The 8,220-nt window shown below is 73.7% G+C and carries 4 protein-coding genes; 2 read left to right on the top strand and 2 right to left on the bottom strand.

Annotation, left to right across the window (positions count from 1 at the left end; translation table 11 throughout):
- Positions 1–216 precede the first annotated feature (216 nt).
- Entirely contained in the window at positions 217–1,605 is a 1,389-nt protein-coding gene (locus tag AB0F04_RS36115) for a nucleobase:cation symporter-2 family protein (RefSeq protein WP_362050102.1), read from the top strand.
- 70 nt (positions 1,606–1,675) lie between these two features.
- On the opposite strand, the gene AB0F04_RS36110 is transcribed toward AB0F04_RS36115, so the two are convergent.
- The gene (locus tag AB0F04_RS36110; protein ID WP_362050099.1) at positions 1,676–3,220 is read right to left on the bottom strand and encodes a hypothetical protein; all 1,545 of its coding nucleotides are present in this window, start codon (positions 3,218–3,220) and stop codon (positions 1,676–1,678) included.
- Positions 3,221–3,423: 203 nt separating this feature from the next.
- Between AB0F04_RS36110 and AB0F04_RS36105 the strand changes: the two genes are divergently transcribed.
- Positions 3,424–6,489: a BTAD domain-containing putative transcriptional regulator gene (locus tag AB0F04_RS36105; RefSeq protein WP_362050096.1), complete on the top strand. Its 3,066-nt coding sequence runs from the start codon at positions 3,424–3,426 to the stop codon at positions 6,487–6,489.
- Between the two features lie 118 nt (positions 6,490–6,607).
- Here the strand turns inward: AB0F04_RS36105 and AB0F04_RS36100 are convergent, their stop codons facing one another.
- Positions 6,608–8,206, bottom strand: a complete 1,599-nt coding sequence (locus AB0F04_RS36100; protein ID WP_362050093.1) for a glycosyl hydrolase — start codon at positions 8,204–8,206, stop codon at positions 6,608–6,610.
- Positions 8,207–8,220 lie beyond the last annotated feature (14 nt).

Here is an 8,220-nt window from a genome sequence, read left to right as displayed (position 1 = left end):
CGGGGGGGGGGCGCGGGGGTCGCGCCGGGGGGGGCGGCCCGCCCCCCCCCCCCCCGGAACGGCCACCCACGCCCTCCGCCGCATGTCCGGTCCCTCCCCCGAGCTCTCGGCTTCGCTCGAGCAGGGAGGTACCCCCATGACCACACCCGCACCACCTCCCTGACACCCACGGCGGCCCTCGGGCCCAGCCGTGTAACCGACCGGAGGGACGCCGCCGTGGCCGACCACCCCGTTGACGAAAAACTCCCCGCGCTCAAGCTGGCGACGACCGGCCTGCAGCACGTGGCCGCCATGTACGCGGGCGTCGTCGCCCCGCCCCTGATCGTCGGCGCGGCCATCGGCCTCTCCGCCGGCGACCTGACCTTCCTCACCGGCGCCTGCCTGTTCACCGCGGGCCTCGCCACCTTCCTGCAGACCCTCGGCATCTGGAAGATCGGCGCCCGGCTGCCGTTCGTCAACGGCGTCACCTTCGCCGGTGTCGCTCCGATGACCGCCATCGTCGCCTCCACCGAGGACAAGTCCGACGCCCTGCCGGTCATCTTCGGCGCGGTCATCGTCGCCGGACTCCTCGGCTTCCTCGCCGCCCCCGTCTTCTGCAAGGCCATCCGCTTCTTCCCACCCGTGGTCACGGGCACGGTGATCACGCTGATCGGCATATCGCTGCTCCCCGTCGCCTTCGGCTGGGCGCAGGGACCCGACCCGACGGCGCACGACTACGGCTCGGCGACCAACCTGGGCCTCGCGGCCGTCACCCTGCTGATCGTGCTGCTGCTGCGCCGCTTCACCACGGGCTTCGTCAAGCAGATCGCCGTGCTGCTCGGCCTGGTGATCGGCACGCTGATCGCGATCCCGTTCGGCGCCACGGACTTCGGCCCCGTCGCGGACGCGGCCGTCATCGGCTTCCCCACCCCGTTCCACTTCGGCGCCCCGCAGTTCCAGCTCGCCGCGATCATCTCGATGTGCGTGGTGATGGTGGTGTCGATGACCGAATCGACCGCCGACATGCTGGCGCTGGGCGAGATCGTCGAGCGCCCGGCCGACGAGAGGACCATCGCGGCCGGCCTGCGCGCCGACACCCTCGGCTCGGCGATCAGCCCCTTCTTCAACGGCTTCATGTGCAGCGCCTTCGCCCAGAACATCGGTCTGGTAGCGATGACGAGGATCCGCAGCCGGTACGTCGTCGCCGCGGGCGGCGGCTTCCTGGTGCTGATGGGCCTGTGCCCGATGGCGGCCTCGCTGATCGCCGTCGTACCGCGCCCGGTGCTCGGCGGGGCGGGCGTGGTCCTGTTCGGCTCGGTCGCCGCCAGCGGCATCCAGACCCTGGTCCGGGCCGGACTGGACAAGGACAACAACGTCCTGATCGTGGCGGTCTCCCTGGCCGTCGGCATCATCCCCATCACGGCCCCGGAGTTCTACCACGCCTTCCCGGAGACGGCCCGCATCGTCCTCGACTCCGGCATCTCGACGGGCTGTGTGGCGGCCGTGCTGCTCAACCTCGTCTTCAACCACCTGGGCAAGGGAACCCGCGACGCCCACGACGTGACCCACCCGATGGAGACGGGCGAGGAGCTGACGGGCGTACCGAAGGCGCCGGCCGAGTCCTGACATCAGGGCTCCGGCTTGGGTTCCGCGCGGATGATTCGATGACTGACGTTCACGCCTGACCGCCGCACGCTCACACGGTGAGCTTCACGGCCTCCAGCCAGACGTCGTTGTCCAGGGTGCCGCCGAAGGTGAAGCCGGGGCGGGGCTTGCTGCATGCCCGTCCGCCCCAGTCGTGGCCGCGCAGGCGGACGGTGTTGCAGATCTCGCCGGTGCCGACGTTCATCGCGAAGCCCAGCATGTTCGGTGCGTTCCGCTTCGCGCTGCCGATGGTGAAGTTCCGGCCGTCGCCGGTGACGGCCGTCCAGCTGGGTTGCCACTCGCCGCGGCCGTCGACCGGCTTGGCCGTGTGCCGGAAGGCGTTGGCGGCGGATCCGCCGACGCCGTGCACCGCGATGTTGAGGGCCTTGACCGGCCGGTTCCGGCCCGCCGTGCCGGCCATCGTGCCGTCGCACACCGGCTTCTGCCAGCCCTGCCCGGAGACGTACGCGCGGTAGCAGATGTGCCGTCCGGAGGGGTCGCTCGCGGCGAGCCGCTTCACGGCACTGGCCGCGGTGTCCGGCGGGGGCCCGGCGGTGACAGTGGTGGTGGCCGCCGGGGGCCTGGCCGTGACGGTGACGGTGACCTTGCCCGCACCCTTCGCCCCTGAAGTGGTTTCCGGTCGCGGCTTCTTGCCGTTCCCCTCCTTGCGCTTGTCCTTGTCCTTGTCTTTGTCCTTGTTCTTGCCCTTGCCGTTGTCCGCGGCCGAGGGGGAGGCGGACGGGGGCGGGATCGGCAGCGAGGACGGTGACAGGGCCGGTGCGGCCGAGGCCGACGGTGAGCGGCCCGCGCGCGCGGCGGTCTCCTCCCGGTTTCCGCCGTCGCCGGAACCGCCGCTGCCCAGGATCACCAGCGGCACGACGACCAGCGCGGCCACACCGAGCGCCACGGGCCCGACCACCAGGGGCCTGCCGAGCGGGCCGGGCCCGTCGAACTCGTCGTCCGACTGACGGGAACCGGGCCGGCGGGCGGGCGCGGGCCGCGGCACCGGGCGGGCGGACGTCCCGTCGGGCAGAGGTTCCGGGCGGGCGGCCGGTGTGCCCTCGGGCTGTGGTTCCGGGCGGGCGGCCGGTGTGCCCTCGGGCTGTGGTTCGGTGCGGGCGGCCCGGGGCCCTTCGGGCTCGGGCAGCGTGTAGGCCGCCTCGTCGACGTCGTCAGGATCGTCCCGGCCCTCCCCGGCGGGAGCGGCGCCGGCTTCCGTGCCGCCGCCCGTGCCGGCGGGGGACGCGGCCTCGTGACCGAGGGGCGCTAGCGGATCCGCCGCCGCCTCCTCTTGCTGCCGCAGCGCGCTGGAGCCGTCCGGGAAGACCTCGACGTGCGCCACGTACCCGGCGGCAGGGTCGGAGATCGCCGCCGTGACGGCGGTCCCCCGGTCGCGCGCGTGTCCCTGCAGGAGATCGAGGATCGCGGCGTCGACCGTCGTACCCTCCGCGACCTGCACCGGTTCGCCGTCGACGGCGGCCGATCCGTCGCCGGAGATGACCACCGTGAAGTGCGGCGACGGCTCGGACGGCCTTGGCCGCGCGGCGTGTCCGCCCTCGGTGACCGGCTCGTCCGCTTCCTCGTGGCCCGGGCTCATCGGCGTTCCTCTCTGCTGTTCCCGGCCGGTCGCGCGGCCGGGCGGTTGTCGGCGGTGCCCGCGTACGCAACGGACACCGGCCGTCCACGGTTCAACTCGCCGCGGAAAAAGGGGAGAAGCGGCACGTCGGCGGTGACAGGTGACGGAACGGCATGTTCCGGTGACGTGCGCGGGCCGGAGCGGATGCGCACTAGAGTCCGAACGTGGACTACGTGAATACCTTCCGTTTCGCTGTGCTGGGGCCGGTCCGGGCGTGGCGCGGGGAGCGGGAACTCGACCTCGGCTCGCCCCAGCAGAGGGTGGTGCTGGCGGCGCTCCTCTTACGACGCGGGCGCCCCCTGCCGCTCGGCGAACTCATCGACGCCGTCTGGGGAGAGGAGCCGCCCGCTGCCGCCGTGTCCGTACTGCGGACCTACGTGTCGCGCCTGCGCAAGGTGCTGGAGCCCGACCGCGGCCCGGACGGGCAGCCCCGGGTGCTCGTCTCCGTGGGTGACGGTTACCTGCTGCGCGTTCCGGACGACGGCCTGGACCTCGCCGTGTTCCAGTCCCGGGTCGCGCAGGCGAAGAAGGCACGCGCCACGGGCGACGTCTCCGGCGCCGCGGACCTCCTGCACGCCGCGCTCGACGGCTGGCGGGGCGCCGCGCTGACCGGACTCCCCGGCCCGCTCCCCGAGACGGCGCGCTCCTGGCTGGACGAGGAGTGGCTGACCGCGCTGGAATCCCGGCTGGACGCAGACATCGAACTCGGACGCCACCACGAGGTGATCGCCGAGCTGTTCCCGCTCACCGCCGGACACCCCCTGCGTGAGGAGCTGTGCCGCCTGCTCATGCTGGCCCTGTACCGGTCGGGACGGCAGGCCGAAGCACTGGCCGCGTACCGCGGGACACGCGCTGCCCTGGTGGCGGAACTGGGCGTCGAACCCGGGCTGTCGCTGCGGGATCTGCACGACCGCATCCTGGCCGCCGACCCGGCCCTGATGCCGCACCCGGCCCGCAGTCCGGCTCCGGCGGTGCCCGGGCAGGCCCGGCCGTCCGTACGGGGAACCCCCTCCGGCGCCGCACCGGGCGACGCGACGACGGACCACGGCGCGACGGCGGGAGGGAAGGCGCCGAAGGACGCAGCCCGCTCCGGCCCCGCCGACCCGCACGACCCCGCCGACCCGCACGGCCCCGCCGACCCGCACGGCCCCGCGTTCCAGCCGGCCCGCCCCGCGCAACTGCCCGCCGACCTGCCGACGTTCGCCGGACGCGACGCCGAACTCGGCCTCGTCGGTGATCTGCTGCCCCGGGACGGCAGCCCCCCGTCGACCGTGGTGATCAGCGCGATCGGCGGCATGGGCGGGATCGGCAAGTCGACCCTGGCCGTGCACTGGGCGCACCGCGTCGCCGACCGGTTCCCGGGTGGTCAGCTCTACGTCAACCTGCGCGGCTTCGACCCGACCGGCTCCGCGCTGACGCCGGACGAAGCGGTGCGCGGCTTCCTCGACGCGCTCGGCGTACCGCCGATGCGCATACCCGCCGGCCTCGACGCCCAGGTCGCGCTCTACCGCAGCCTGCTGGCGCGCCGCAGGGTGCTGATCCTGCTCGACAACGTCCGCGACGCCGAACAGGTGCGCCCGCTGCTGCCCGGTTCCCCGGGCTGCCTGGTCATCGTCACCAGCCGCAACCGGCTCACGGGCCTGGTCGTCGGCGAGGGGGCGCACCCCCTGACGCTGGACCAGCTCTCCCCGGCCGAGGCGCACGACCTGCTGGCCCGGCGCCTCGGCACCGACCGGCTGGCCGCGGAGCCACAGGCCGCGGACGAGATCATCAGACGGTGCGGCCGCCTGCCGCTGGCCCTCGCCATCGTCGCCGCGCACGCCTGCGCCCACCCCGGCTTCCCGCTCCGCGCCATCGCCGACGAGGTGAACGACACGCACGGCAGCCTGGACGCCTTCGCCGGCGGCGACGACATCACCACCGACGTACGGGCCGTCTTCTCCTGGTCCTACCAGGCGGTATCCGCTCCCGCCGCGCGTCTGTTCCGGCTCCTGGGGCTGCACTCGGGGCCTGACATCTCCGCGCCCGCGGCGGCCGCTCTCGCCGGACTGGCCCCGCGTGAGGCGCGTGGGCCGCTCGCCGAACTGACCCGCGCGCACCTGCTCACCGAGCACCGGCCGGGCCGCTACACCCTGCACGACCTGCTCCGCGTGTACGCCGCCGAACGCGTGCGCGTGGAGGAGACGCCGCAGGAGCGGGATCTGGCGCTCCAGCGGCTGCTGACCTGGTATCTGCACACCGCCGACGCGGCCTACCCGCACATCACCCCCAGTCGCCGTCGCATCCCGCTGGAGCCGCGGCCGGAGGACTGCCGCCCGCTGGAGTTCACCACGCATGAACGGGCACTGGACTGGTGCGAGACCGAGCGGCCCAACCTGATCGTCGCCGTGCACCAGGCCGCCCGGGCCGGGCACACCGGCACCGCGTGGCGACTGCCCGCCGTCCTGTGGGGATTCTTCTACCTCCGCAGCCACCTGCACGACTGGCTCGACACCGCTCGTACGGGTCTGACCGCCGCCCGCGATGCCGGGGACCGGGAGGGGGAGGCCCAGAGCCTGTCCGACATGGCCGCCGCGCTGCGCAACGCCGGCCGGTACGACGAGGCCGTCCAGCACCTGCACCAGGCGCTGGAGCTGAGCCGGGAGCTGGGCGACAGGGTGGCCCGGGCCTCGGTGATCGCCAACCTGGGCGACGCGTACCTGCACGCGGGCCGGCTCGGCGAAGCCGTCGAGTACGCCCGCCGCGGGCTGGCCCTCGACCGCATCGCGGGCAACGCCTGGGGCGAGGGCATCGCCCTCAGCAACCTGGGCGACGCCTATCAGCGGATGGGGCGTTACGACGAGGCCCTCGACTGTCTGCAGCGGGCGCTGGTCGTGCTGCGGGCGAGCGGCAACCGCTGGGTGGAGGGCGTCACCCTCGACATCCTCGGCACGATCCACCACCGGCTCGGCCGTCACGGTGAGTCCGTCGGCCACTACCGCCGGGCGCTCGCGACCCACCGGGACATCGGCAACCGGTGGGGCGAGGGCCACACGCTGGGCCATCTCGGGGACGTCCACCTCGACGGCGGGGAGCCCGAGGCGGCCCGGGCGAGCTGGCGGCACGCCCTCGCGATCTTCGCGGAGTTCGGCCATCCGGACGCCGAACAGGTCCGGGAGCGGCTGGACCGTCTGCCGGACGGCCCGGCCGACGCGCCCGCCCGGGAGGCCGCGCCGAGACGGACTGCCTGACATGGCTCTCCTCCGTGGGTGATGCCTGCCGGCGATGCGCCGGCAGGCATCAGCACAACGCGTGCGGGGGCGGGGACGGTTCAACGCCCGCGAGCCGCCCTCGCCGCCGGGCGGTGCCTCAGCGCACCTCGCGGTAGATCCGCCCGCTCGCGTCGGGCACCGCCCCGTCGTACAGACCCGTCGGGCTGGTCTCCTTCGACAGTGCGAACCAGGCGTACCGCTCGACGAAGTCCAGCTTGTCCAGCATCGCGGTGGAGGACCGGACGAAGTCGGTCTGCTCCCGCTCGCCCGGGTAGCGCGGGGTGCTCCCGGAGAAGTCCGTCAGCGCGTACTCCGTGAGCCAGACCGGCTTCTTGTAGCGGTCGTGGACCGACTGCAGATACCCGCGCAACTGGTCGGCCGCGCCGGGCCCGAAGTCGGCGCCGTACCAGTGCAGGGGGATGAAGTCGACCCGCAGGCCCCGCTGTTCGGCCCCGGTCATGAACCGGTCCAGCCAGCCGCCCGGCACGTCCGCGCCGGAGGCGACCGCGGGCGCGCCCAGCCGCAGGCCGGTGGACTCCAGCCGGGGCCACAGGTCGAGGGCCTGCTCGGGTGACATGTCGGCCTGGCCCGGATGGTCCGGCTCGTTGAAGCCCAGGAGCGCCTTCCCCGCGCGGGCGGCCTGCCCCAGTTCGGCGTCGGTGACCGAGCCCGGGCCCCAGATCATCGGGACGAACTCGGCGCCGGTGCCGCCGGTGACGCCGTCGGGCGAGGAGGCCCAGTTGTAGTACCAGGACGAACGGGAGTCGGCCAGGGCCTCGGAGGCGCCCGCAACGGAGTTCACGCCGACCCCTTTACCGGAGGCCGCCCGGGTGTCGCCGCTACGGGGCTGCCCGGGGGCAGCGGGGCCGGGCGCGGTGGCGCCGCCGCTGCCGTGGAACGTGACGGTCAGGCCCGTGCACTTCCGGCACTGGTACACGACCCGGTTGCCTTGCTCGGTGTCGTGCTTGGACCAGCTGTACGCGGTCGGGCACTGCGCGGCCAGCGCGTCACTGTAGGGCGTCTTGGCATCCCGGTTCGGGTTGACGCACACCAGTGGACGGCCGGTGGCCTCGTCCGCGACCAGGTTGACCGCCGGGCAGGCCGCGAGCAGATCCGTGGCACACCCGGCCGGCGCGCACTCGCCCGACTCGGGCGGTGTCACGCCGTCCGGCGTGATGGTGATCGGCGCGGCGACGGCGTTGACGTAACTGACGTTGTACCAGGGTGCCTGGCCGTCCTTCGGGTCGAAGTTGAACTCGGCCAGGCCGGTGGGCTGTTCACCGGTCGAGCAGCGGTCGGCGTAGGGGCCGCAGTCGCCGACGGCGCAGTGGAACGTGCTCCCCTCCTCGCCGGTGCAGCCCTCGCGGGCGAAGAACTTGCCGCGCCAGTGCCCGGCGCCGGACTGCTCGGGGATCGTGACCGTGGCCGAGCGGCCCGGGTCCAGCGTGGGCAGCCCGGTGAGCGCGGCCGATCCGTCGGCGTTGACCGTGCTGCCGATCCAGATGCGGTGGTCCGTCGTGTTGCGGAAGGTGACGGTGTGCTCGGCGGACCCGGCACCGGCGGCGGGTGTGCCCGCGATGCTCACACCGTCCGGGCGCTGGTTCTGGATCAGCAGCGCGGTGCCGGTGACACCGGCCACGACCAGGAGCAGTGCGAGCAGGAACGATGCGGGGCGGCGCGGGAGCGGTCTACGCACGGACCTCGCCTCCC

The sequence above is a fragment of the Streptomyces sp. NPDC029041 genome (assembly GCF_040637515.1).
Taxonomy (GTDB): Bacteria; Actinomycetota; Actinomycetes; order Streptomycetales; family Streptomycetaceae; genus Streptomyces.
This window is presented reverse-complemented; position numbering and strand designations above follow the sequence as displayed.